Raw genomic sequence first — 21,848 nt, 5'->3', positions numbered from 1 at the left:
CGGTTAACGAATGCCCAGAATGCTGTCGAAGACCGTGCTGGCGGTCTGGATGACCTTGGCGTTGGCCTGATAGTACTGCTGGAAGCGGATCAGGTTGGCCGCCTCCTCGTCGAGGTTGACGCCGGACTCGGACTGCTGGACCTGAGTGAGCTGCTCGGTCAGGGTATTCTGGGCATCCAGGTTGGCCTTGACGACGTTGGTACGGTTGCCCACGTCGCTGACCATCGAGGCGTAGGACTCGTTGAGGCTTGCCTTGCCACCGACCAGGTCGGCATTCTGCAGATTCTGCAACGCTAGGGCATTGGTGTTGTCACCGGCGGCCGGATCCTGTTTGATTTGGACCGTATCGCCCGACACAGGAGTGCCGGAGAAAGTCAGGGCGACCCCGTCTACAGTGAGCTTGTCACCGGCACCAAGAGTGACAGCGGTCGGATCGCTAACCGCCTCGCCGTTGAGCAACACCTCAGCGCCCAGTTTCCCCCCAGCCGCATTCCCCAACTCGAAACTGCCATCCGAATTGACAGTATTGACCTGCAGGTTCAGCGGCGCCCCATCTGGCGGAAGCTTGAAGCCCTGCCCCACGGTCACGCTGTCGACGGACAACGATGATCCACTGCCAGTGCTTGTGCTGATATTGGCAGCGACATGCGCACTGGCCGCAATCTTTGACGTATCGTGAATCACATTCTCCAGCGTACCAGCCAGGTTGCGCGTCGGCTGCAGCTGATAGACATCGCCATTCTGCAGCTGGCTGGGGTCATCCAGAGTCAGCGTGACGCCATCGAAACTTAGCTTGCCGCTGGAGCTGTCCCAGGCAACATCGCCACTATCCAGCTTCGCCCCTGTATCCAGGCGCGTTATGGAAAACTTACTACTGCTGCCATCGTAACGCAGCTCGTAGTCCCCCGAAGTCACCTGAGAGACATCACTGAACACCGCTGACGTGATGCTGGCGTTTCCTTGGTTAGTATCATCACTGAAGACCGTGGGCCCGCCGATGGCGAAGAAGTCACCGCCCTGATCGCCGTTCAGGTCCTGACCGGCGCGGTGCTGGTCGTTGAAGCCGGCGGCCAGCGACAGCGCCATCTGCCCCAGCTGGTTCTGGGTCTTGTCCAGGGTTTCACGCCGGAAGGTCATCAGCCCGCCGAGGGTGCCGCCCTCGAAGGTCGAGTCCCGCAGCTCGACCTGACTGCCGCCCGGGTCGTTGTAGGCCACCACGGTACGCGAGGGATCGGCGGACGACGGCACGGCCTCCAGCGTGTAGCTGCGGTTGCCGGCGACCAGCGGCTGGCCGTTGCCGAGCATGACGTTGTAGGTATCGCCGTCCTGCACGCTCAGCGAGACATCCAGACGCTCGCTTAGCGTGGCCACCATGTGGTCGCGCTGATTGAGCAGGTTGTTGGGGATGTCGCCGGTCTTGGCCTTGGTCAGCGAGATCTGGCGATTCAGCTTGGCCAGCTGATCGGCCGTGTTGTTGATCTGCGTGACCTCGTCACGGATCTGGCCGTTGATGCCCGACTGCATGTCGTCCAGGTAGCTGTCGAAGGCACGGAACTGGCCCGTCAGGGTGTCCGCGGTGCCGATGACACCCTGCCGCGCGGCCGGATCGGACGGCGCGCCGGCCAGATCCTGCATCGAGGAGAAGAAGCTCTGCATCAGGGGAGCCAGGCCGGAATCGCTGTCGGCCAGCAGGTTGTCGATCTGGCTGGCCTGGGTGCTGTAGGTCTCCAGCGCGCTGGAACGGCTGGTGGCCGCGTTGAGCTGCGAGGCGATGTACTGGTTGAACTGCCGCTCGACATCGTTGACCTGGACGCCCCCGCCCGCCGGCAGGGTTTCACCGAGCTGGGCGACCTGACGATTGTAGCCCGGCGTATAGACGTTGCTGACGTTGGTGCCGGCGGTCTGCAGGGCGACCTGGGCGGCGTTGAGACCGCTCAGGCCGGTGGAAAAGAGGCTCATGTGGCTATCCCGATCTGGCTATTGTCTGAGATATCGGCCGAGCGCCGAAGAACTTGAGCGCCCCCGGAGTCGATCAGAACAGGCGCGAGGGCACCTGCTCCAGGCTGAACGGATCGCCTGTCGCGTGCCCTGATTGCGCCTGCGCCACGTCCCGGGCACCGGCACTCGTCGCCGGCTGCTGCAGGGACTCCATCACGGCGATCAGCTTGTCGGCGTAGCGCGGGTCGGTGGCATAGCCGCCCGCCTGCAGGGCACGTGCCGCCTGGGCGCCATCCGTCGCGGTCACCACGCCGGCGTAGCGCGGGTTGTCGCCGATCAGCCGCGCGTAATCGGTGAAGGCCGCCTGATAGTCGTCATAGACCCGGAAGCGATCTACGCGCCGTTCAGGACGGCCGTCGGCGTATTCGGTGGTGGCGATGTCGGTGGTATCCCCGCGCCACTGGCTGCCGGCCTTGATGCCGAACAGGTTGTGGCTGTTGCCGCCCTCGGCGGTGGGAATCTCGTAGCGCCCCCAGCCCGTTTCCAGGGCGGCCTGCGCGAGGATCAGCTCGGCCGGCACACCGGTCTGTCGCGCCGCCGCTTCGGCCGGACCGCGCAGCGAATCGACGAAACGCGCCACATGCGCCGGGCGGGTGTCCTCTCCCCGCGAGGGAGTCTCGGGAGCCGGCTGACCGGCAGCCTGTGCCGCCGAGCGGGCATCCAGCGCACCGAGGAAGCCGCGCTCGCGGGCGGTCGACGCGACGGCAGCCTCGCCCGCGTCACTCTTCAGCACCCGCGGCGTTCCCCGCGGAATGCCGGCGATCAACGGCTCGCCCGCGCGCTCGCCGCCGGGCACCATGCCTGAGCTCTGCAACTGTTCGACCAGTTTCTCCGCCAGCCCGAAGCCCTTGCCCGACAGCTCCTGCGCCCACTGCTTGTCGAGCATTTCCGTGTAGAACCGTGCCTGCTGACTGTCGAGCAGCCCCGACTGGGGCGTGGCCTCGCGCATGCTCTTGAGCATCATGCGCAGGAAGATCGCCTCGAAGTCCCTGGCCGCCGACTTCACCCCCTCCTGCGGGTTCTCGCGAGCGGTATGCTTGAGCCGCTGCAGGCCCTGCAGATCAAGCGCGAACTGGCTGCCCAGGTTGTTGACCGTCATCAGATGATCTCCAGCTTGGCCCGCAGCGAGCCGGCCGCCTTGAGGGCCTGCAGGATCGACATCAAATCCTGTGGCGTGGCACCCAGCGCATTGAGCGCACTGACCACCTTCGCCAGATCCGCGCTGGTCTGCACCATCTGCAGCGAGCCGCCTTCCTGGGAGACCGACACGTTGGCGTTGGGCACCACCGCCGTCTGGCCCTGGGAAAACGCATTGGGCTGGCTGACCTGCGGGTTGGAGCTGATGGTGACCGACAGGTTGCCGTGGGCCACCGCCGCCTGGTGCAGCATCACGCTGCTGTTGAGCACCACTGACCCCGTCCGCGAGTTGATGACCACCCTGGCGGGTTCCTGCCCGAGCGCCAGGTCGATGTTCTGCACCCGCGCCATGAAACGCACGCGGTCGTTGCTGTCCGCCGGCGCCTGCAGGCGGATGACCCGCCCGTCGACCGCCGCGGCCACCGGCGCGCCGAACTCGCGATTGATCGCCGCCACGGCACGCTGGGCGGTATCGAAGCTGTACTCGTTCAGTTGCAGGTCGAGCGTGCCGTCACGCCCCAGGGCCAGCGGCACCGCTCGCTCGACGGTCGCCCCGCCGTTGATGCTGCCGCCGGCCTGCTGATTGATCGAGACGCTGCTGCCCGCGGCCTGGGCACCGGCGCCGCCGACGAAGACATTGCCCTGGGCCATGGCGTACACCTGCCCGTTGGCCCCCTTCAGCGGGGTCATCAGCAGGGTGCCGCCACGCAGGCTGCGGGCATTGCCCACGGAGGACACCACGACGTCGATCGGCTGCCCCGGGCGCGCGAAGGGCGGCAGCTCGGCGGTGACCATGACCGCTGCCACGTTCTTGAGCTGCATGTTGGTGCCCTCGGGCACGCTGATCCCCAGCTGGTTGAGCATGTTGGTCAGGCTCTGGGTGGTGAACGGCGCCTGGGTGGTCTGGTCACCCGTGCCGTCGAGGCCGACCACCAGCCCGTAGCCCACCAGGGCGTTGTTGCGCACGCCGGCGAACGAGGCCAGGTCCTGAAGCCGCTCCGCCCGGGCCGGCATGGCCAGCAGGCAGGCCAGCAGGATACCGAGGCACCACAGCCACAGCCTGACGACGTCGGAGGAAAGGGTCTGCGTTTTCATGATTTCCCGGGCCCTCCTTCGCTCAGAACGGCGAGATGTTGAGGAAGAAGCGCTGCAACCAGCCCATGGTCTGCGCCTCGTTGATGTAGCCATTGCCGACGTACTCGATGCGGGCGTCCGCCACCTGGGTGGACATCACGCTGTTCTGGTCGCTGACGTACTCGGGATCGACCACGCCGGCGAAGCGGATGAACTCGGTCCCCTGGTTGATGGCGATCTGCTTCTCGCCCTGAACCTGCAGGTTGCCGTTGTAGAGCACGTCGGTCACGGTGACGGTGATGGTGCCGGTGAAGCTGTTGTTCGCCGACGCCCCGCCGCTGCCGGAAAAGTCGTTCTTGCCCTCGACATCGAAGCCGTACTTGCCCAGTTTTTTCAGCCCATGCGGCAGGGAATTCAACCCCAGCGTGGCGCTGCCGTCGCGCCCGGCATTGGCCGAGGAACTCTTGCTGGCACTGACGTTCTCGTCGAGCACGATGGTCAGCACATCGCCGACCTGGCGCGGTCGGCGATCCTCGAACAGCGGCTGATAGCCACTGGCCGGCTGGTAGATGGCCCCGTTGGGCACCGGCGGCGGCGGGGGCTGCAGGGCGATCTTCTCCTGCTCGCCGACCACCGACGGCCGCGGCAACTGGGCACACCCCGTCAGTATCATTGCCATCAGCAGCGCAGCGCCGAAGCCGATATGGCGGGTGATTCGCGGTAGCCGGTCACTCATGAGCGTTGGGTCTCGTCATGTCGCTGCGTTTACAGCTGGGCCAGGCGCGCCAGCATCTGATCCGACTTCTCGACGGCCTTGCTGTTGATCTCGTAGGCCCGCTGGGTCTCGATCATGCCGACCATCTCCTCCACTACATTGACGTTGGAGGTTTCGACATAGCCCTGATACAGCACCCCGGCACCGTTGTTGCCGGGCAGGTTCTGTGCCACCGGGCCCGAAGCATCGGTTTCCAGGTAGAGGTTCTCGCCGACGCTCTCCAGCCCCGCGGGGTTGGTGAAGTTCGCCAGTGTCAGCTGACCGACCTGCGTCGACTGGGTGGTGCCCGGCTGGGTCACGGAGACAATGCCGTCCTTGCTGACGGACACCGACAGCGCGTTCTGCGGGATGAAGACCGCCGGCTCGATGGGGTAGCCGCTGGAGGTGACCAGCTGGCCGTTCTGGTTGACCTGGAAGCTGCCGTCGCGGGTATAGGCGGTGGTGCCGTCCGGGCGCTGGACCTGGAAGAAGCCCTTGCCGTTGATCGCCAGATCGCGGGAATTCTCGGTATTCTCCAGATTGCCCTGAGTGTGCAGGCGTTCGGTTGCCACCGGGCGCACCCCGCTGCCGACCTGAAAGCCGGATGGCAGGTTGTCCTGCACGGTCGACTGGGCACCGGGCTGACGCAGGTTCTGGTAGAGCAGATCCTCGAAGACCGCCCGCGAGCGCTTGAAGCCGTTGGTGCTGACGTTGGCCAGGTTGTTGGAAATCACGTCCAGCTGGGTTTGTTGCGCCTCGAGACCGGTCTTGGCGGTCCACAGCGATCGAATCATTTCGTTGGCTCCCTGGAAATCGATACTCAGCTGGTGACGGACAGCAGACTGTTGGCCCGCTGCGCATTCTCGTCGGCGCTGGAAATCACTTTCATCTGCATGTCGTAACGGCGCGCGCTGTCGATCATTGCCACCATGGCCTCGGTGGGGCTGACATTGCTGCCCTCGAGCGCCCCGCTTACCACCCGCACGGTGTCATCGGCCTGCAGGGCGGCGGGCGCCTGACCGTTGGCATCGGGCCGGGGGCGGAACAGGCCATCGTCGCCACGCACCAGATCACCGGGCTGCGGATTGACCAGCTTGAGCTGCCCGGCCGGCCCCCGCGCCACCGGGTCGGTACCCGGCACTTGCGCGCTGAGCGTGCCGTCGCTGCCGATGCGCACATCCGCACCCAGCGGCACCACAATCGGCCCGTTGACGCCCAGCACCGGGCGACCCTGCACGTTGACGACGCCGTTGGCATCGACCTGCAAGTCACCGCGCCGGGTGTAAGCTTCGCCATCGGGCGTCTGCACCGACAGCCAGCCATCGCCGTCGATCGCCACATCCATCGGCCGACCGGTGGTGTTCAGCGGCCCCGCCGAAAAGTCGCTGCCCGGCGTGGAAGCCATCACGGAAGCCCGCGTGGGCAGGCCCTCGCCCTGCACCGGCACGGCGCGCATGGCGTTGAGCTGGCCGCGAAAGCCCGTCGTCGTCACGTTGGCAAGGTTGTTGTTGATCACCGCCTGCTGGTCCATGCTCTGGCGGGCGCCGCTCATGGCGGTATAGAGAAGACGATCCATGCTGTTGGGTTTCCGGCTGGACAGTTGCTCCCCCGGGCCGGCAAGGCGCCGGCCCGGCGGCCCGCGATATCAGCGCAGCTGCGCGACCTGATCCATCACCTCGGACTGGGTGCGGATCGAGTTGGTGTTGGCCTGGTAGTTGCGCTGGGCGATGATCAAGTCAACCAGCTCCTGGGTCAGGTCGACGTTGGACTGCTCCAGAGTCTCCGGCGCAATGGCTCCGAACTGGCCGACGCCGGCTGTACCCAGCACTTCGGCGCCCGAAGCCGCAGTGGCCGCCCACATGTTGTCGCCGGAGGCCTTGAGGCCTTCCGGGTTGCGGAAGTTGGCCATGGCAATCTTCCCGGCCGCCATCGACTTTTCATTAGTATAATTGCGCATGATGGTGCCGTCATCAGCCACACTAATACCAATTAGCGACCCTGAAGAATAGCCGTCCTGAGTCAGACTTTTCTGAGTAAAATCGTTTGCGTACTGGGTTGTTCCTTTAGGATCAAACGCAAATGAAAGGTCATCAGCACCGTTGCCCAAATAATCCGCCGAGAAATTCAGCTGAGCGGTCGCATCACCACCATTGACACCTATGACGTTACGATCCTTATCTTCAGGAAGCTTCCCACTGGACAAAAAATCAAGAGTAAAATCAGAGCCGCCATTATAAAACCCATCGATAGCGGGCTTTACATTCCATGCATTATCACCGGACTTCGTAAAATATAGAGACACAGAATGTGACTCACCCAGCGAATCATAGACAGTAAAACTGTTCGAATAATGGTAATTCATATCTGTCTTTTTTGTTTTGTCTGCAGGATCCGTTCGGAGCTCAACCTTGTTCAGCGGAGTTGGATTGTCACCTCCAAGCGTGACACTCGCGTCAAGGTTATAAATTGCACGCACCCCTGGATTATCTGCGTCACTCGCGCCAGTCGCTTGTGCCGGCATATCGTCTGCCGGGACATTCAATGCAACTGGTGTCCCACCACCTGTCACCTTCGAGAAGGGATCTTTAGGATCACTTAAGCCGTATCCCATCAGCTTGGCGCCCTGAGCATTCACCAGACCGCCGTCAGCAGTCATGGTCAACTGCCCGTTACGTGAATAACCAACCTGCCCCTCCTGTTCGAAGCGGAAGAACCCGCTGCCGGTGATTGCCAGGTCCAGGTTGCGCCCGGTAGTTTCCAAGTTGCCGTTGGTAAAATCCTGCAGGACGCCGGAGACGCGCGTCCCCAGGCCCACCTGGCTGTTGGCAAACACGTCGGCGAACTGCACCGAGGAGCTCTTGAAGCCTGTTGTCTGCGAGTTGGCGATGTTGTTACCGACGACGTCAAGCTGCTGAGAGGCCGCGCCGATCCCGCTGAGTGCTTGTGAAAAACCCATGATTGCCTTCCCCTACGTATACCGGATGTTCTGTTTTAAAAGGGTGACTCAAAGAATCTGGCGGACTGCATCCAGCCCGACCTGCCCGCGAATCGCGCCCAGGTCGAGCCGCGGGCCGGTGTCGGTGGTGACCACGCCGTTGACCTGGGCATAGTTCAGCGCCGTGACCGGCACGGCCTTGTCATCCTGGGTGGCCTCGATGCGTACGTGATAGGCGCCGTCGGGCGCGGTGGAGCCATCGTTGCGCGTGCCATCCCAGACGAAGGACTGGGTGCCGGCCTGCAGGGCGCCCACCTGTTGCGGGTCGATGGTGCGCACCACCTCGCCGTTCTGGCCGACGATGGACACCTTCACCGTATCCGCCGGGCTGTCCAGCTCGACACCGAAGGGCGTGGTGGCGTCGTCCTTCTTGAGCACCTGATCCCCCGGCACCAGCACGCCCTGGCCGATCAGCGCGGCCGCCTGCAGCGACTGGCCGGTATCGATCTGGCTGGTGAGGCTATCCAGGGTGTCGTTGAGCTGGTTGATGCCGTTGACCGTGTTGATCTGCGCCAGCTGCGAGGTCATTTCGGCATTTTCCATGGGCTTCATGGGATTCTGGTTCTTCAGCTGGGTCACCAGCAGGGTCATGAAGCTGTTGCTGAGGTCTTCGGTCGAACCCGATCCCGCCGCCTTCTTGGCGGCGGCGCCGAGGTTCATGTTGTTGAGCACGCTCGGGTCGATGGTGTTGGCCATGCGGGGCCTCCTGACAATGGACGAAACCGGGCCGATCAGTTGTCGCCCAGACTCAGTGTCTTGAGCATCAGTGACTTGCTGGTATTCATCACCTCGACGTTGGCCTGGTAGGAACGCGAGGCGGAAATCATGTTGACCATCTCGTCGACCGGTTCGACGTTGGGCATGGTGACGTAGCCCTGATCGTCGGCCATGGGGCTGTCCGGCCGATATTCACGACGCATCGGGCTGGGATCGTCGACCACCCGGCTGACCTGCACCCCGCCGACGCCGCTGGTGACGTCCGAGCGTGTCTCGAAGATGACCTGCTTGGCGCGATAGGGCTCGCCATCCGGCCCGGCCACGCTGTCGGCGTTGGCCAGGTTGCTGGCGGTGACGTTCATGCGCTTGGACTGGGCGCTCATGGCCGAGCTGGAGATATCGAAGATGCTGAACATGGACATCGGCTTACTCCGGTTGCATGGCCGACTTGAGGCCCTGAATCTGGCGCTTCATGAAGGTCAGCGCCGCCTGGTAACGTACCGAGTTGTCGGCGAAGGCCGCCCGTTCCCGGTTCATGTCGACGGTGTTGCCGTCCAGGCTGGGCTGGTCCGGCACGCGATAGCGCAGGTCCAGCGACGTCGCGGCGGGCGCATGGGCCGGAATGTGACGGCTCGAGGTCCGCGACAGCGCCAGGCCACCGTCCTCGCCCCGGCCCTGCTGCATGACGCGCGACAGCTCGCCGGCAAAGTCGAAGTCGCGTGCCTTGTAGTTGGGCGTGTCGGCGTTGGCGATGTTGCTGGCCAGCACCTTCTGGCGCTCGGCACGCAGGTTGAGCGCCTCCTGGTTGTAGCGCAGCGCCCCCTCGAGCTGATCGATCATGTTCGGCCCCTGCCTTGGATGGGGAAATTTCAGCCTGCGAGAATAGACGCCCCCTTGTCATGACAAAGGCCGAAACAGCCCCCGGTTTGGGCATCATTTCCGCGCTTGATCGCCGGTGTCGGGGCCTAGAATCGGCGACAACGATTGAGGGGGAGCCATGCGCCAACCAACCCGGCAGCGGCAGGCCCGGCGACGGCCGTGGCAGCCGATCATCGTCGCCCTGGCTTTCGGCCTGCTGTTTTCCGGGGGGGCCGGCGCCACCAACGATGTGCTGTCCCAACGCGTCACACAGCTGTTGACCCGGCAGGCCGGCGAAATCGGCGAAGTGGCCGGCGTCAAGGTCCATACGCCGTCGGCCGTCTTCGCCCACTGCGATGACCCGCAGCCCTTTCTGCCCGACAACGGGCAACGGCACTATGGGCGAGTCTCGGTGGGCGTGCACTGCGAGGGGCCCGGCGGACGCCGGCAGACCCGCTACCTGCAGGCCGATGTGTCGGTGCGGGTGCACTACGTGACCGTCACCCACGACCTGACCCGTGGTAGCGTGATCACCCGCGACGACCTGCGGCTCGCGGAAGGGCGGCTCGAGAAGCTGCCGAGGGACATCATTCGTGACCCCGTGGCGATCATCGGTCAGGTCGCGACGAGCCGGCTGCAAGCCGACAGGCCGCTGCGTGCCTACCAGCTGCATCCCAGGGACCTGGTCAAGCGTGGGCAGCGCGTCACGGTGATCGCACGGGGGCCCGGCTTCGAGGTGAGCCGCGAGGCCGAAGCCCTGGACAACGGCGCCATGGGCGAGCAGGTTCGCGTTCGCGCCGGGGATCGAAAGATCCTGAGAGGGCGGGTCATTGGCCCGCGGCGGCTCGCCATCGACTTATGAGGGACCGCACCCCTACACTGATGGCACGCCCAGTCGCAGACACGGGTTAAAGTTTTCCCGCCGCCCGTCGATAAACAGGGAAAGCCGATGCCCAAAGAGAGTGTGCCCCGTGAAGATCGATGGTTCTCATCCCCTGCAGCGCCCCACCCAGAGTGACGCCACCCGGACCGGCAAGCCGTCGCGTGCCGAGGACGGCAACACTCAGGGCACCAACGCCACTTCGGTGGCACACCTGAGTGACAGAACCCAGGATGCCACCCGCGACATCGATACCGCGCGCGTGGCCGAGGTGCGTCAGGCCATCAGCGAGGGACGGCTCGAGATTCGTCCCGAGCGCATCGCCGACGGCCTCATCCAGAGCGTGCGCGACCTGCTCGACTGACGTCGCGGCGCCCCCTTGAACTCCGGAGACCGAGCATGAGCCTGGCCCAGCATCTCGAACGTGAACTCAAGCATCTCGACGCCTTTATCGAGCTGCTGGAAGCCGAGCATCGCTCGCTGTCTCAGGCCGATGTCGACGGCGAGCAGCTGCAGCAACAGGCCAGCGACAAGCAGACTCACATGGCGCGCCTGGAATCGCTGGAAACCCAGCGTCGCAATGCTCTGAAAACCCTCGGCTACGGCGACACCCGCCGCGCTTCGGAACAGGCGGCCATCGATGCCGGCTGCCAGCCGACGTGGCAGCGCTTCCTGGAACGCGCCCTGCACGCCAAGCAGCTCAATCAACGCAACGGCATTCTCATCGAAGCGCGCATGACCCAGAACCATCGCATCCTGCGCTTTCTCAACGACACGGCCAGCAAGACCCTCTACGGCCCCAACGGCCAGGCCCGCCCGGGGAGCCGCGGCATCAGCTCCCGGGCCTGAGACACCGCCACGCGCTCGGCATCGGCCACACGCCGCCGGCAGGCCTACTACCTGCTGACGCGCCTCTACAGCCGCGCCTCCACACGTGACAGGATCTGGCGACTGACCTGATTCACCAGCGGGGTCGCCGCCTTGTCGACCGCCTTGGCCAGCCACCGGTTGCCCAGTTGATAGCTGACGCACAGTTCGACCCGCGTACCCTCGGGCACGGCAACCAGTGTGTAACGCCCCTGGTTGGCCACCCCCGCAAGTGACTCCCAGGCCAGCACGCGGGGCTCGTGACGCTCGACCACCTGCACATCGAACTGCCAGTCACGCCCGATGACATGAAGTTGCCAGCGATAGCGATCCTCGCCGAGCGGCTCGATCGAGGTGATCATGTCGGAATAGTCGACGAAGTTCTCGACCCGGGCGAGCAGCGGGTAGACGCGCTCCGGCGGCGCCGGCAGCACGGCGCTGTGTTCGATGATCGGCATGCCTGTCCCTGTTTGCGATTGACACTCCCGCCCGAGGGTACGCATTGCCGGGGACCAGTGCCAGCCCGACGCCCACGGCTGTAAGGCTATCGCAGTTAGGCAGGGCGAGGAGCGCCGGGGGCAGGTCGAAGAGGGGGTCCGACGCCACGGATGGCGTCGGTAGCGCCCAGGGAGGGGTTCACAGCGCCCCCTCGCAGGCCTGCCCACGGATCAGTCCCGAGCCGACGACGCTCTAACTGCGATAGCCCTGCCCACGGCTGGAGCCGCGAGCGCCCTGCCGTTACAATGCCGCCCTGCCGCCCCTGGGCGGCCCATCCGGACGCCCGGACCCCGGAACCGTGACTCACGGCCATAAATTCTCCGGCAGGACCCTCACATGACCCGAACCATCTCCTCGACGCCCGCCAGGGCCGTCGTCATCTATTCCGGCGGCATGGACTCCTACACCGTGCTGCACCACGCCCTGCGCCGCGGCTACGAACTTCACGCGCTCTCCTTCCACTACGGCCAGCGCCATGCCCGGGAGCTGGACGCGGCACGGCGCGTCTGCGAGCAGCTGGGCATCACCCACCAGGTCGTCGACATCCAGGCCATTCACCCGCTGATCGACAACTCGGCGCTGACCGATGCCGATCGCACCCTGCCCGATGGCGACTACGCCGAGGACAACCTGACCGCCACCGTGGTGCCCAACCGCAACATGATCCTGCTGTCGCTGGCCATCGCCAAGGCGGTCAACATCGGCGCCGAGGTGTGCTTCTACGGCGCCCACGGCGGCGATCACGTGCTCTACCCCGATTGCCGCCCCGAGTTCCTTCAGCGCATGAACGATGTCGCCGCCATCGCCAACTTCTCGCCGGTGACGATCGAGGCGCCCTACCTGCATGCCGGCAAGGCCGACATCCTCGCCGACGGGCTGGCCATGGGGCTGGACTACGCCGAGACCTGGACCTGCTACCAGGGTGGCGAGACGGCCTGCGGCGAGTGCGGCAGCTGCCGGGAACGCCTGGCGGCCTTCGCCGCGCACGGCCGGACCGACCCGCTGCCCTACGCCATCGCCGGGGAGCGCTGAGCATGTACAGCGTCAAGGAAGCCTTCTATTCGCTGCAGGGCGAAGGCGCCCGCACGGGGCGCCCCAGCGTGTTCTGCCGCTTCACCGGCTGCAACCTCTGGTCGGGGCGGGAGCGCGATCGCGCCGCCAGCCTCTGTCGCTTCTGCGACACCGACTTCATCGGTACCGACGGCCAGCACGGCGGGCGCTTTGCCGACGCCGAGCGCCTGGCGACGCACCTGGCCGAGCTGTGGCCCGGCGGCACCGAGCGTGCCGTGCCGTATGTCGTCTTCACCGGCGGCGAGCCGCTGCTGCAGCTCGATACCGCCCTGATCGCTGCCATGCACGCCCGGGGGTTCGAGGTCGCCGTGGAAACCAACGGCACCCTGCCGGCCCCCGAGGGCATCGACTGGCTGTGCGTCAGTCCCAAGGGCCGGGCCGAACTGACGATCACCCGGGGCGACGAGCTCAAGCTGGTCTATCCGCAGCCGGACGCGCCACCGGGGCGCTTCGCCGCCCTCGAGTTTCGCCACTTCTATCTGCAGCCAATGGATACCCGGCCTGCGGCCATCACGGATGGCGAGCCGCCGCTGGCGGCCAGCCTGGCCTTCTGCCTCGCCCATCCACAGTGGCATCTGTCGCTGCAGACTCACAAGCAACTGGGAATCGACTGATGACCCTGTTCGTCAACGGCCTGAGCCACCTGGATGCCTCGCTGTGGAGCCCCGAGCGCGGTCTGATCGGCGTCAGCTGGCACATCGACGCCGCCCTCCACGGCACGCTCGGCGAGGATGGCATGCTCTTCGACTTCGGCGCCGTCAAGCCCTGGATCAAGGCCGTCATCGATGATGGCCCCGACCATACCCTGCTGATACCGACCGCCGCCGCGGGCGTCACGGTGAGCGACTGTCGCGAGGGGCTCATGGTCCGCACCACCACGCCCTATCCGATGGAGATCCGCGCGCCGCGCCAGGCCTACACCCTGCTCCCCTGGGCCCGCATCGATCGCGAGCGACTGGCCGCCCACCTGAGTGAATACCTGACGCGACACGCCCCGCCCCGTGTCGACGGCGTGGAAATCACGCTGCGCGACGAGGCGATCGAGGCGGCCGGCGCCTACACCTACAGCCACGGGCTCAAGCACCACGACGGCAACTGCCAGCGCATCGCCCACGGCCATCGCTCGCGCCTGCACATCTGGTGCGACGGCCGGCGGCGTCCGGACCTGGAACGCCACTGGAGCGAACGCCTCGACGATCGCTACCTGCTGCATGCAGACGACCGCGAGCCCGACGACGCGCCGAACAGCGGGTCGCACGGCAAGCCAAATGGTGAGCCAATTGGCGAGCCCGAAACCACGGTGATCCGCTATACCTCGCGCCAGGGGCACTTTCGACTGCGCCTGCCCGCCGAACGCTGCGAGATCCTGCCGACCCCGACCACCGTCGAGCATATCGCCCGCTGGCTGGCCGAGCAGGTCGCCCGGCATCATGCCCCCGGCCAGCGCGTGCGCGTGCAGGCCTTCGAGGGGATCGACAAGGGCGCCCTGGCGGAGGCCGGGCCGTGAGTCGCTCGACAGTCACAACGCCCGGCGAGCAGGCCGAGCGGAGCACCGGCTGCCGCCCCGGCTGCGGCGCCTGCTGCATCGCCCCATCGATCAGCTCCCCGATTCCCGGCATGCCCGACGGCAAGCCGGCCGGGGTACGCTGCGTGCAGCTGGACGAGCACAACCTGTGCCGGCTGTTCGGCGACCCCCGGCGCCCGGCGGTCTGCCGGGACTTCACCTTCGATGTCGACGTCTGCGGCAGCGACCGCCGCGATGCCCTCGAGCGCATCACGTTACTGGAAACGCTCACCTGAGCACGCCCGCCAGCAAGAAGCCCATTCACAAAAAACCCCGGCGATAACGCCGGGGTCGAATGGTGGTCAGGCGCGAGCGAGCTCAGCGCACCGCCCGGGTGACGACGCGGACAGGGCGCCAATCAGAGACGCTCGACATCCGCCTTGCCCTGCAGGGATTCCAGCAGCCCCTGGATCGCCGCCTGGGCCCGCAGGCGCTCGGCCAGTCGCGCCGCCAGGGCGGACTGACGATCCGAGCTGTCCTGGCTCTCCGGCGTGGTCACCTGATCCAGGGCGATCAGTGCCACGTCCGAATCGAGCATCGCTCGACCATAGACAGGCTGGCCGGCCTCGCTCGGCCGCGGCAGGCGGAACGCCTGATCGATGATCGCCTGCGGCACCTCCCCCTTCCGGGGCTGGCGCGTCACCGCCTCGGCCTTCTGCCAGTCCAGCGCCGGCGCCTTGCCGGACTCGAGCGCACTCGCCAGCTGGGCGGCACGCTCGCTCAGGGCCTTGCGGGTCTTTTCCGCGGTCACCGCGCTGCGCACCTTGTCGCGAACGTCATCCAGCGGCAACGTCGTCGCCGGGCGGTGGTCGGTCACGCGCAGCACCAGGCGGCGCTGGTCGTCCAGCTCGATCACGTCGCTGTTGTAGCCCTGCTCGAGTACCTCGGGCTTGAAGGCCGCCTTCATCACGCCCGGCTCGGCCAGCACGCCATCGGCCGAATCGCGCGACACCCAGTCGCTGTGCTGCACCTCGAGCCCCAGATCCTTGGCCACGCCGGCCAGATCATCGGCGGAGAAGCTCTCGTCTATCAGCCGCTGGGCCTTGTCATTGAAGCGCTCCTCGGCCTTCTGCATGGCCAGCTTCTGGCGCAGCGAGTCACGCATCGACTCGAAGTCGGGGATATCGATGCCCGTCGCCTTGAGCAGGTGCAGGCCATTGTCCGTGGCCACGATGCCGGACACCTGCCCCGGCTTGAGGGAGAAGGCGGCATCCTCGAACGCCTTGCCGAAAATGCCGCGACTGATCACCCCCAGCTTGCCGCCCTTGTCGGCGGTGGTCTTGTCATCGGAGTACTCGGCGGCCAGCCTGGCGAAGCTCTCGCCCTGCTCGAGACGCTGACGCACCTTTTCCAGACGCGCCTTGGCCTCTTCTCGGGTACGCGCATCACCGAAGCTCACCATGATGTGCGCGATGCGACGCGGCGCCTCGCTCTTGCGCTGCTCGTAGGCCTGACGCAGCGCCTCGTCATCGACCTTGACGTCGTCGGCCAGCGCCGACTGGTCGAGCACGACATAGTTCAGCTGAACCTGCTCGGGACGCTTGAACTGCGCCTGATGCGCCTGATAGTAATCCTCGACTTCCTGAGCGGTGACGGTCACCGGCTGCTCGAGATCATCGGGCGTGAGCGTCACGTAGCGGAAACTGCGCGTCTGGTTCTGCAGGGCGACCAGCTGACGGCGCTCCGACGGCAGCAGGAACTCGCTCTCGGCCAGCCCCTGCTGGATCTGCTGGCGTTGCAGGTCCTGCTTGAGCTGGCGGCGAAACGCCAGGGGCGTATAGCCGGCACTGGCCAGCCGGTTGCGGAACAGGTCGGCGGAAAACTTGCCGTCCTGATCCTGGAACTCGGGGCGATTGACGATGACCTGGTCGAGCTGTCCATCGGACAGGTAAAGGCCGCCATCGGCCGCGTACTGGTCGAGCAGCGACTGGCTGATGAGTTGCTCGATGACCTGCTTGCGTACCTCGCTTTCCTGGTCCGCCGGCACCTGGCCGGAGCGAATCGCGCGTTGCACCTCCGTCTCCACCGCCTGCCGGCTGATGCCTTCGCCATTGACCTCGGCGACATTGTCGGAGCCTTGCGTGAACAGGTTGACGAGGGACTCGATACCGAAGAGGGCGAGCGCGACGATGACGGCCCCGACGATGACCTTGGCGATCATGCTCTGTGAGCGGTCCCGGATTTGTTGCAGCATGCTGGCCTCGGATGCAGTGTTATTCGACAAGTTCACTAACGAAAAAGGCGCATCGCGGATGCGATACGCCTGACAACGGATACCGGGAAAGCACTTTGGGCCCAAGAGGGATGCTGAGCATCACGAATCAATCATCCGCGCACTGATCTGGCCGCTGTCCCCGGCGTCATTCCGTGGAAATCGCGACTCAGTTGACCGAGTCCTTGAGCGCCTTGCCCGCCTTGAAGCTGGGCACCTTGGCGGCGCTGATCTCGATCGGCTGACCGGTTTGCGGATTGCGACCGGTGCGCGCGGCACGCTCCTTGACGGTGAAGGTACCGAAGCCCACCAAGGCCACGGAGTCGCCTTTCTTCAGGGAGTCGGTCACGGTATCGATCATTGCATCCAGGGCACGACCGGCCGCCGCCTTGGGAATATCGGCGGAAGCAGCGATGGCTTCGATCAGCTCGGATTTATTCACACTTCACCCCTTGACTGTTTCGGAAATTACTGGAAATCGGCGCGATTTAGCGGGTGGCCTTGCACGATCACAGCAAAAAGCAATTTATAGCAACGTGCAGGAACGACTGTCAACCAACCTTCGGCGCCAAAGCCCGTCATACCGGGCTTTTCGCACCGGCATGACGGCTTAAATCGGCTTAATGCGTGCTTATCATGCTGCGGGTGGACGCGGTATCTTCGACCCGGCCTTCGTCGCCGTCACCACCGGACACATCGACCAGTGCAATGTCGAGAACTTCATCGATCCAGCGTACAGGCCGAATGTCCAGGGCATCCTTGACATTATCGGGAACTTCCTTGAGATCCCGACGATTCTCCTCTGGAATCAGCACGGTCTTTATACCACCGCGCCGTGCCGCCAGCAATTTCTCCTTGAGACCGCCGATCGGCATGACCTCGCCGCGCAGGTTCACTTCACCGGTCATTGCCACATCGCAACGGACCGGCCGCTCGGTGTAGGCGGAGACCATGGCCGTCACCATGGCGATGCCCGCACTCGGCCCGTCCTTGGGGGTCGCTCCCTCGGGCACGTGGATGTGCAGGTCTTCCTTCTCGAAGCGCTCCGGATCGATTCCCATGGGCACGGCCCGGGCACGGACTACGGTGTGCGCGGCGTCGACCGATTCCTTCATGACATCGCCCAGCGAACCGGTCTTGTTGATGCGGCCCTTGCCCGGCGTGACCACCGACTCGATATTGAGCAGCTCGCCCCCGACCGAGGTCCAGGCCAGCCCGGTGACACGCCCGACCTGGTTCTCCTGATCGGCCAGGCCGTAGCTGTAGCGACGCACCCCGGCGTAGGCCTCGATATCCGCGGCGGCCAGCAGCTGTGGCGCCTGCGCCCCTTCCTTGGCCTCCTTCTCGAGACGCTCGCGCAGTACCTTGCGGCAGACCTTGGCGATCTGGCGCTCGAGCTCGCGCACCCCGGCCTCGCGCGTGTGGTAGCGGATCAGCTCGAGCAACGCCTCGTCGGAGAATGTCAGCTCCTCGTCCTTGAGACCGTTGGCCTTGAGCTGCTTGGGGACCAGATAACGCTCGGCAATGGCCCGCTTCTCGTCCTCGGTATAACCCGGCAGGCGAATCACTTCCATGCGGTCGAGCAGCGGGCCGGGAATGTTCATCGAGTTGGCCGTGCAGATGAACATCACGTCCGAGAGGTCGTAGTCGAGCTCCAGGTAGTGATCGCTGAAGGTGTTGTTCTGCTCGGGGTCGAGCACCTCCAGTAGCGCCGATGAGGGGTCGCCACGATAGTCGGCACCCAGCTTGTCGACTTCGTCGAGCAGGAACAGCGGGTTGCGCACGCCGGCCTTGGTCATGCGCTGGACGACCTTGCCCGGCAGCGAGCCGATGTAGGTCCGCCGGTGGCCGCGGATCTCCGACTCGTCACGCACGCCACCCAGTGCCAGACGCACATATTTGCGGTTGGTCGCCCGGGCGATCGACTGCCCCAGCGAGGTCTTGCCCACCCCGGGCGGGCCCACCAGGCAGAGTACCGGCCCCTTGAGCTTCTTGACCCGCTTCTGGACCGCCAGGTACTCGAGGATGCGCTCCTTGACCTCTTCCAGGCCGTAGTGGTCCTCGTCGAGCACCTTGACCGCATGGGCCAGGTCATGCTTGACACGGGTGCGCTTCTTCCACGGCACGGCCACCAGCCAGTCGAGGTAGGAGCGCACCACGGTAGCCTCGGCCGAGGTCGGCGCCATCATCTTGAGCTTGCCAAGCTCCTGATTGGCCTTCTCGGCGGCCTCGGCGGGCATGCCGGAGTCCTTGATCAGCTGCTCGTATTTCTCGGCCTCGTTGGGCACGTTCTCGAGCTCGCCCATCTCCTTCTGGATGGCCTTCATCTGCTCGTTGAGATAGTACTCGCGCTGGGACTTCTCCATCTGCTCCTTGACCCGGGAGCGGATGCGCTTCTCGACCTGCAGCAGATCGATCTCGGACTCGATCAGCGCCATCAGGTGCTCGATGCGATCCCGCACGCGATCCATCTCGAGCAGTTCCTGCTTGTCGCCGATCTTCAACGACAGGTGCGCGCAGATCGTGTCGACCAGCCGGCTCGGGTCCTCGATGCCCTGCAGCGAGCTCAGTACCTCGTTGGGCACCTTCTTGGAAAGCTTGACGTACTGCTCGAACTGGTTGAGCAGCACCCGCACCAGCGACTCCTGCTCACGTTCGGTCAGCGGCTGACTCTCGCGCAGAGTGATCTCGGCAATGCTGTAACCGCTTTCCGCCTGGCCGAGCTGGCGAATGTCGGCCCGGGAGGCCCCCTCGATCAGTACCTTGACGGTGCCGTCCGGCAGCTTGAGCAGCTGCATGATGTCGGCCACGGTCCCCACCGCAAACAGATCACCGGCATCCGGATCATCCTGCCCGGCCTCGCGCTGAGCGACCAGCAGGATCCGCTTGTCGGCTTCCATCGCCGCCTCGAGGGCCTGAATGGACTTCTCGCGACCGACGAAGAGCGGGATCACCATCTGCGGGTAGACAACCACATCCCGCAGCGGAAGAAGGGGCAGACTCTGTGTCTGTTCGGTGTTCTGCTGCATTGCAGGCAGTTCCTCACGAATCGGATGGTTGGGCCGCCTGAGCGGCTCATGGCTGGAATGAACAATGGGGGCGGCGCGACCACTTTGCAACCGGGACGGCGGCTGCCGGGACGCGGGAAACGAAAAGGGGGCCTGGCGGCCCCCCGTTCGGAAACAGCCTCGACTCAGCCGTCCTTGTTGGCGACCTTGCCTTCCTCGGAGGAGGAGTAGATGAGCAGCGGATCGCTCTCGCCGGCGATCACCGACTCGTCGATCACCACCTTGGTCACGCCTTCCAGCGAAGGTACCTCGTACATGGTATCAAGCAGCACGGACTCGAGAATCGAGCGCAGGCCCCGGGCGCCGGTCTTGCGCGCCATCGCCTTGCGAGCCACGGCACGCAGGGCGTCCTCGCGGAAGTCGAGCTCGACGTTCTCCATCTCGAAGAGCTTCGCGTACTGCTTGATCAGCGAGTTCTTCGGCTGGGTGAGGATCTGGATCAGGGCATCCTCGGTGAGCTCGGTGAGCGTCGCGATGACCGGCAGGCGCCCGACGAACTCGGGGATCAGGCCGAACTTGACCAGGTCCTCCGGCTCCACGCCGGTGAGGATGTCGCCGACCCCCTGATCGGAGTCCTTGCTCTTGACGGCGGCATTGAAGCCGATGCCGCCCTTCTCGGCCCGATCGCGGATCACCTTGTCCAGGCCGGCGAAGGCACCGCCGACGATAAACAGGATGTTGCCGGTATCGACCTGCAGGAACTCCTGCTGGGGATGCTTGCGCCCGCCCTGGGGCGGCACCGAGGCCGTCGTGCCCTCGATCAGCTTGAGCAGCGCCTGCTGAACCCCCTCGCCGGACACGTCACGGGTGATCGACGGGTTGTCCGACTTGCGGGAGATCTTGTCGATCTCGTCGATGTAGACGATGCCCTTCTGCGCCTTCTCGACATCGTAGTCGCACTTCTGCAGCAGCTTCTGGATGATGTTCTCGACATCTTCCCCGACGTAGCCCGCCTCGGTCAGCGTGGTGGCGTCGGCGATGGTGAAGGGCACGTTCAGCAGCCTCGCCATCGTCTCGGCGAGCAGCGTCTTGCCGCTGCCGGTCGGCCCGATCAGCAGGATGTTCGACTTGCCGAGCTCGACATCGTCGGACTTGCCGCCGGCCCGCAGCCGCTTGTAGTGATTGTAGACGGCCACGGAAAGCACCATCTTGGCGCGATCCTGACCGATCACGTAGTCATCGAGGGTGTCGCGGATCTCGCGCGGAGCCGGCAGGCGATCCTCGTCGCCCTCGGCGTCGGCCTCGAGGACTTCCTCGCGAATGATGTCGTTGCACAGATCGACACATTCGTCGCAGATGTAGACGGAGGGGCCAGCAATCAGCTTGCGTACCTCGTTCTGATTCTTGCCGCAGAACGAGCAGTACAGCAGCTTGCCCTCGTCCTTGCCTTTGCCGTCGGCCATTCGCGTACCTCTTTACGGCGACGGCCCCTGGCGGGCCGCCTGGATATGCAGGGTTGGATTTACGCTATCAGGATACCGGCCGCTTCTCCAGCATCTCGTCGATCAGGCCATAGGCCACCGCCTGCTCCCCGTCCATGAAATTGTCGCGGTCGGTATCCTTGGCGATGGTGTCGATGTCCTGACCGGTGTGATCCGCCAGAATGCGATTGAGCTTGTGACGGATATTGAGAATCTCCTTGGTGTGGATCTCGATATCCGAGGCCTGGCCCTGATAGCCGCCCAGCGGCTGGTGAATCATCATCCGCGAGTGCGGCAGGCAGAAACGCTTGCCCCTGGCGCCACCGGCGAGCAGCAGCGCCCCCATGCTGGCCGCCTGCCCCAGGCAGACGGTGGAAACGTCCGGCTTGATGAACTGCATGGTGTCGTAGATCGACAGCCCCGCGGTCACCGAGCCACCGGGCGAATTGATGTACAGGTGGATGTCCTTGTCCGGGTTCTCGGACTCGAGGAACAGCAGTTGTGCCACCACCAGATTCGCCATGTAGTCTTCCACCGGACCCACCAGGAAGATTACACGCTCCTTGAGCAGGCGGGAGTAAATGTCGTACGCCCGCTCGCCGCGCGCGCTCTGCTCGACCACCATGGGGACCAGGCCGCCGGCGTTTTGAATATCGAACTCATTGCCCATTGCGTGACACCCTTAACATCCGGTGATTGGGATAATCCTGGCTTGCCGACCGACAGTCGCAGTG

The 21,848-nt window shown here is 65.0% G+C and carries 23 protein-coding genes; 7 read left to right on the top strand and 16 right to left on the bottom strand.

What is annotated here, in order from left to right; genetic code table 11:
- Window positions 1-3: 3 nt before the first annotated feature.
- The 10 genes from flgK to flgB form a co-directional block, all read right to left on the bottom strand.
- A complete protein-coding gene (gene flgK / locus KGQ91_RS11460; RefSeq protein WP_224421033.1) occupies window positions 4-1,959 on the bottom strand; it encodes a flagellar hook-associated protein FlgK in 1,956 nt (651 codons plus the stop codon).
- A gap of 73 nt (window positions 1,960-2,032) precedes the next feature.
- Entirely contained in the window at window positions 2,033-3,097 is a 1,065-nt protein-coding gene (gene flgJ / locus KGQ91_RS11455) for a flagellar assembly peptidoglycan hydrolase FlgJ (RefSeq protein ID WP_224415052.1), read from the bottom strand.
- On the bottom strand, window positions 3,097-4,230 hold the full coding sequence (locus tag KGQ91_RS11450; protein WP_224415053.1) for a flagellar basal body P-ring protein FlgI: 1,134 nt from the start codon (window positions 4,228-4,230) through the stop codon (window positions 3,097-3,099). The genes flgJ and KGQ91_RS11450 overlap by 1 nt, the downstream gene beginning before the upstream one ends.
- 22 nt (window positions 4,231-4,252) lie before the next feature.
- A complete protein-coding gene (locus KGQ91_RS11445; protein WP_377173396.1) occupies window positions 4,253-4,888 on the bottom strand; it encodes a flagellar basal body L-ring protein FlgH in 636 nt (211 codons plus the stop codon).
- Window positions 4,889-4,974: 86 nt separating this feature from the next.
- Window positions 4,975-5,757, bottom strand: coding sequence for a flagellar basal-body rod protein FlgG (gene flgG, locus KGQ91_RS11440; protein WP_224415055.1), 783 nt, complete (start codon window positions 5,755-5,757; stop codon window positions 4,975-4,977).
- 26 nt (window positions 5,758-5,783) lie between these two features.
- Entirely contained in the window at window positions 5,784-6,539 is a 756-nt protein-coding gene (flgF, locus tag KGQ91_RS11435; RefSeq protein WP_224421031.1) for a flagellar basal-body rod protein FlgF, read from the bottom strand.
- Window positions 6,540-6,608: 69 nt separating this feature from the next.
- Window positions 6,609-7,919 (bottom strand): flagellar hook protein FlgE, encoded by a 1,311-nt coding sequence (flgE, locus tag KGQ91_RS11430; protein ID WP_224421030.1) that lies wholly within the window; start codon window positions 7,917-7,919, stop codon window positions 6,609-6,611.
- Between the two features lie 48 nt (window positions 7,920-7,967).
- Window positions 7,968-8,654 carry a flagellar hook assembly protein FlgD gene (locus tag KGQ91_RS11425; RefSeq protein WP_224421029.1) on the bottom strand — a complete coding sequence of 229 codons (687 nt, stop codon included), beginning with the start codon at window positions 8,652-8,654 and terminating at the stop codon, window positions 7,968-7,970.
- Window positions 8,655-8,689: 35 nt separating this feature from the next.
- Entirely contained in the window at window positions 8,690-9,097 is a 408-nt protein-coding gene (gene flgC, locus KGQ91_RS11420; protein WP_224421028.1) for a flagellar basal body rod protein FlgC, read from the bottom strand.
- A gap of 4 nt (window positions 9,098-9,101) precedes the next feature.
- Entirely contained in the window at window positions 9,102-9,515 is a 414-nt protein-coding gene (gene flgB / locus KGQ91_RS11415; RefSeq protein ID WP_224421027.1) for a flagellar basal body rod protein FlgB, read from the bottom strand.
- Between the two features lie 157 nt (window positions 9,516-9,672).
- On the opposite strand from flgB, the gene flgA reads away from it, so the two are divergent.
- The 3 genes from flgA to KGQ91_RS11400 all read left to right on the top strand — a co-directional run bounded on the left by flgA (window position 9,673) and on the right by KGQ91_RS11400 (window position 11,262).
- Window positions 9,673-10,395: a flagellar basal body P-ring formation chaperone FlgA gene (gene flgA / locus KGQ91_RS11410; RefSeq protein WP_224421026.1), complete on the top strand. Its 723-nt coding sequence runs from the start codon at window positions 9,673-9,675 to the stop codon at window positions 10,393-10,395.
- Between the two features lie 109 nt (window positions 10,396-10,504).
- Window positions 10,505-10,777, top strand: coding sequence for a flagellar biosynthesis anti-sigma factor FlgM (gene flgM, locus KGQ91_RS11405; protein ID WP_224421025.1), 273 nt, complete (start codon window positions 10,505-10,507; stop codon window positions 10,775-10,777).
- 35 nt (window positions 10,778-10,812) lie between these two features.
- Window positions 10,813-11,262: a flagella synthesis protein FlgN gene (locus tag KGQ91_RS11400; RefSeq protein WP_224421024.1), complete on the top strand. Its 450-nt coding sequence runs from the start codon at window positions 10,813-10,815 to the stop codon at window positions 11,260-11,262.
- A 65-nt stretch (window positions 11,263-11,327) separates the two neighbouring features.
- Here KGQ91_RS11400 and KGQ91_RS11395 read toward each other — a convergent pair whose 3' ends face one another.
- Entirely contained in the window at window positions 11,328-11,738 is a 411-nt protein-coding gene (locus KGQ91_RS11395) for an SRPBCC family protein (RefSeq protein ID WP_224415061.1), read from the bottom strand.
- 376 nt (window positions 11,739-12,114) lie between these two features.
- Between KGQ91_RS11395 and queC the strand changes: the two genes are divergently transcribed.
- Genes queC through KGQ91_RS11375 form a run of 4 tightly spaced genes read left to right on the top strand, consistent with a single transcriptional unit; the run spans window position 12,115 to window position 14,649 of the window.
- On the top strand, window positions 12,115-12,810 hold the full coding sequence (gene queC, locus KGQ91_RS11390) for a 7-cyano-7-deazaguanine synthase QueC (RefSeq protein WP_163649409.1): 696 nt from the start codon (window positions 12,115-12,117) through the stop codon (window positions 12,808-12,810).
- 2 nt (window positions 12,811-12,812) lie between these two features.
- On the top strand, window positions 12,813-13,463 hold the full coding sequence (queE, locus tag KGQ91_RS11385; RefSeq protein ID WP_163649408.1) for a 7-carboxy-7-deazaguanine synthase: 651 nt from the start codon (window positions 12,813-12,815) through the stop codon (window positions 13,461-13,463).
- Window positions 13,463-14,356: a 6-carboxytetrahydropterin synthase gene (locus tag KGQ91_RS11380; RefSeq protein WP_224415062.1), complete on the top strand. Its 894-nt coding sequence runs from the start codon at window positions 13,463-13,465 to the stop codon at window positions 14,354-14,356. The genes queE and KGQ91_RS11380 overlap by 1 nt, the downstream gene beginning before the upstream one ends.
- Window positions 14,353-14,649: a YkgJ family cysteine cluster protein gene (locus KGQ91_RS11375; protein ID WP_224415063.1), complete on the top strand. Its 297-nt coding sequence runs from the start codon at window positions 14,353-14,355 to the stop codon at window positions 14,647-14,649. The genes KGQ91_RS11380 and KGQ91_RS11375 overlap by 4 nt, the downstream gene beginning before the upstream one ends.
- Before the next feature lie 122 nt (window positions 14,650-14,771).
- Here the strand turns inward: KGQ91_RS11375 and KGQ91_RS11370 are convergent, their stop codons facing one another.
- From KGQ91_RS11370 to clpP, 5 genes are all read right to left on the bottom strand, one after another.
- Window positions 14,772-16,607 carry a SurA N-terminal domain-containing protein gene (locus KGQ91_RS11370; protein ID WP_224415064.1) on the bottom strand — a complete coding sequence of 612 codons (1,836 nt, stop codon included), beginning with the start codon at window positions 16,605-16,607 and terminating at the stop codon, window positions 14,772-14,774.
- Between the two features lie 187 nt (window positions 16,608-16,794).
- The gene (gene hupB, locus KGQ91_RS11365; RefSeq protein WP_163649404.1) at window positions 16,795-17,067 is read right to left on the bottom strand and encodes a nucleoid-associated protein HU-beta; all 273 of its coding nucleotides are present in this window, start codon (window positions 17,065-17,067) and stop codon (window positions 16,795-16,797) included.
- 178 nt (window positions 17,068-17,245) lie between these two features.
- Window positions 17,246-19,654, bottom strand: a complete 2,409-nt coding sequence (lon, locus tag KGQ91_RS11360; RefSeq protein WP_163649403.1) for an endopeptidase La — start codon at window positions 19,652-19,654, stop codon at window positions 17,246-17,248.
- Window positions 19,655-19,818: 164 nt separating this feature from the next.
- Entirely contained in the window at window positions 19,819-21,096 is a 1,278-nt protein-coding gene (clpX, locus tag KGQ91_RS11355) for an ATP-dependent Clp protease ATP-binding subunit ClpX (protein WP_163649402.1), read from the bottom strand.
- 67 nt (window positions 21,097-21,163) lie between these two features.
- Window positions 21,164-21,784, bottom strand: a complete 621-nt coding sequence (clpP, locus tag KGQ91_RS11350; RefSeq protein ID WP_163649401.1) for an ATP-dependent Clp endopeptidase proteolytic subunit ClpP — start codon at window positions 21,782-21,784, stop codon at window positions 21,164-21,166.
- Between the last annotated feature and the right edge of the window lie 64 nt (window positions 21,785-21,848).

Origin of the sequence: Modicisalibacter tunisiensis, assembly GCF_020148005.1 — a bacterium.
In the GTDB taxonomy this organism is placed as follows: Bacteria; Pseudomonadota; Gammaproteobacteria; order Pseudomonadales; family Halomonadaceae; genus Modicisalibacter; species Modicisalibacter tunisiensis.
Note: the sequence above shows the minus strand (reverse complement) of the source record. Positions and strands in the feature narration are given on the sequence as shown.